Raw genomic sequence first — 313 nt, forward strand, 5'->3', positions numbered from 1 at the left:
CATTTTCATGGCTTCATTTATTTTTGTGGCTCTAACATCTAGTGCACCTCTAAAAATAAAAGGAAACCCTAATACATTGTTTACTTGGTTAGGATGATCTGAACGGCCGGTAGCCATAATTATATCTTTGCGCGTAGCTATAGCCAAATCGTATTTAATTTCTGGGTCTGGATTTGCCATTGCAAAAACAATTGGGTTTTGAGCCATTGCTAAAAGCATATCTGGAGTAACAAGATCGGCCATAGATAACCCTATAAACACATCGGCATCTTTCATAGCTTCCTCAAGCGTATCTATTTTTAGAGGTGCACTA

At 38.0% G+C, this 313-nt stretch carries 1 protein-coding gene; it reads right to left on the reverse strand.

All coding sequences use genetic code 11. The features are described 5' to 3' along the window. Positions 1-313: malic enzyme-like NAD(P)-binding protein (locus LG649_RS15995; protein ID WP_317197668.1), on the reverse strand; the 313-nt coding region annotated here is incomplete at both ends.

It is taken from the genome of Neotamlana laminarinivorans (assembly GCF_020523925.1).
Classification (GTDB): Bacteria; Bacteroidota; Bacteroidia; order Flavobacteriales; family Flavobacteriaceae; genus Neotamlana; species Neotamlana laminarinivorans.